The 2,293-nt window shown below is 64.4% G+C and carries 4 protein-coding genes; all 4 read right to left on the reverse strand.

The annotated features are described in order from the left end of the window. The coding region (locus QPM17_RS23485) for a hypothetical protein (protein ID WP_479691236.1) at positions 1 to 301 on the reverse strand (301 nt) is incomplete at its 3' end. Between the two features lie 29 nt (positions 302 to 330). Then, a complete protein-coding gene (locus QPM17_RS23490) occupies positions 331 to 1,326 on the reverse strand; it encodes a substrate-binding domain-containing protein (RefSeq protein WP_285394163.1) in 996 nt (331 codons plus the stop codon). A gap of 99 nt (positions 1,327 to 1,425) precedes the next feature. Then, positions 1,426 to 1,953 carry a gluconokinase gene (locus QPM17_RS23495; RefSeq protein ID WP_285394164.1) on the reverse strand — a complete coding sequence of 176 codons (528 nt, stop codon included), beginning with the start codon at positions 1,951 to 1,953 and terminating at the stop codon, positions 1,426 to 1,428. 27 nt (positions 1,954 to 1,980) lie between these two features. Beyond that, a partial coding sequence (locus tag QPM17_RS23500) for a TRAP transporter large permease subunit (RefSeq protein ID WP_285394165.1) occupies positions 1,981 to 2,293 on the reverse strand: 313 nt, incomplete at its 5' end.

Here is a 2,293-nt window from a genome sequence, read left to right on the forward strand (position 1 = left end):
TCAGCAGGGTTGCTTCCGCCACCGGCAACAGAGCGAGCGATGCGAAGGAGGCGAACATTGCCGCGGCGCCCAGGCCCGAGCGCAGAAGATGCCCCGCGGGCCGCCGGGTGGCAAGGCCGGCAGGAAACGACCCTCTCAGCGCTAGATAAACCACGATGGGCAGCATGGCAAAGGCCGAGCGGAAGAAGACGGTTTGCCCCAGCGGGACTTCGTTGCCCACCGCCTTGATGCTGATCATCATGGCAGCGAAGAGAAGCCCCGACAGAAGCCTGAGCAAAATACCGGCTGTCGGCCTATCCATGTTGTGATTATTCATCCTTGATCAACGCGTCAGAGCGTTCCCCCGAGTTCGATCCGGTAGCCCAGGTCGATAGTGCGCTCTTCCAATGCTCCGCCTTGGATGCGTCGCAGCAGCTCGGTCGCGGCGCGCTTGCCGATCGCTTGACGCGGAGTCACCACACTAGCCAGCCGCGGGGTCATCACCTGGCTCACGTCGTGGCCATGGAAACCGGCGATGGCGAGCTGCTCCGGCACCTTGACGCCGCGCCTCAGACAAGCGAAGTAGGCCCCCACCGCGACATCGTCATTGGTACCGAAGATGCCGTCGGTCTCGGGATGCTCCTCGAGCAGCTCGTTCAACAGCGCAGCACCTACGGAATAGGAAGAGCGCTGGCTGCGCTGCTTGGTCAATGGTTGCAGCCCATGCTCCTCCATGGCCTGGCGGTAGCCCTGCTCGCGCTGCAGGGTTCGCGAGTCGAGCCGCACGGCGAGGTAGACTATCCGGCGCCGGCCGCGGTGAATCATCGCGCTCACCATGTCGTAGGCGGCACGCACGTTATCGAAGCCGATCGCCTGGTGTAGCGGCGAGGTCAGCGAATCCATGATTTCCACGATGGGAATGCCCGCGGTCTCGAGCATGCGGCAGGTGCGCGTGGTGTGATGGCTGTCGGAAAGGATCACACCGTCGACATTGTACGAAAGCAGCGAGGCCAGGCTGCGCTCCTCCAGCTCCTGGCTGTAGCCATAGTGAGAGAGCATCAAATGATAGCCCAGCGGCTCGGTGACCTCCTCGATGCCTACCAGCACGTCGGCGAACACCTGGTTGGTCAATGACGGTACCAGCACACCGATCGAGTGGCTGGTGGCGCGCGAAAGGAGATCAGGTGCCCGGTTGGGAATGTAACCGACCTGCTCCGCCGCGCTGAAGATACGCTCGCGCAGCCCTTCCGATACGGTCGAGGGGTCGCGCAGGCAGCGGCTCACGGTCATCTTGGTCGCCCCAACCCGGTCGGCGATGTCCTGCAGTGTCGGTCGTTTCTTTTTCACGGTGCCCCGCTGGCAGCTGATGATACTGGCGCGTGCCAACGGCACCCGCCAGCATGATACCGGAGTCGCCGCGCCTGTGCCGTTAACGCCGCACGAGGCTCAGGGGTCGTACCGGCGGGAGGTCGGCAACGCCTTCAGGAAGACCTTGACGATCGCATCGGGCGTGTCGGCGATGCTGCACACCACGGCCTCGGCCTCGCCGGGAGGTTCGAGGTCCTGGAGCTGGCTATCGAGCATCGCCTCGCCGCGAAAGAAGTGTTCTTCCCGCGCGGCCAGGCGTTGGCGCAACTGCTCGCGCTGCCCTTCGAGAAACAGAAAGACAAGTTCGGGGTCGCCGCGTCGCAACAGGTCGCGATAGCGTCTCTTGAGCGCCGAGCAGGCCAGCACCAGCGACGCATCGCGCCGCCGGTGGTCGCCGATCAGCCCCGCCAGGGTTTCCAGCCACTCGCGGCGATCGTCGTCGTCGAGCGGGATGCCGTTGGCCATCTTGTCGATGCTGGCCGGCGAATGGTAATCGTCGCCGTCGATGAACGTGACGCCGAGGCGGCTGGCGAGCAAGGCGCCGATACACGACTTGCCCGACCCCGACACCCCCATCACCACGATGCGGTGTGTGCCATCCTTCACGAGACCTCCGGTCGTCAGTTGCCGCACTCAGTTTCCACGGACTGCGGCCATATCCGGCAGCCAGGTCACGATCCCGGGGAAGGCGATCAACACTAGCAGCACCACCAGCAACGCCGCATAGTAAGGCAGCATCGCCCTGACCAGTTGCTCCATGCTGACCCGGCCGACGCCGCAGCCGACGTAGAGACAGGTGCCGACGGGTGGTGTCAGCAGGCCGATGCCGAGGATGAAAGACATCAGCACGCCAAAGTAGACCGGGTCGACCCCCACCGAGGTGACGATCGGGGTCAGCATCGGCGCCATGATCACCATCGCCGGCGTCAGGTCCATCACGAAGCCC

Origin of the sequence: Marinobacter azerbaijanicus, from assembly GCF_030250645.1 — a bacterium.
GTDB classification, from domain to species: domain Bacteria; phylum Pseudomonadota; class Gammaproteobacteria; order Pseudomonadales; family Oleiphilaceae; genus Marinobacter; species Marinobacter azerbaijanicus.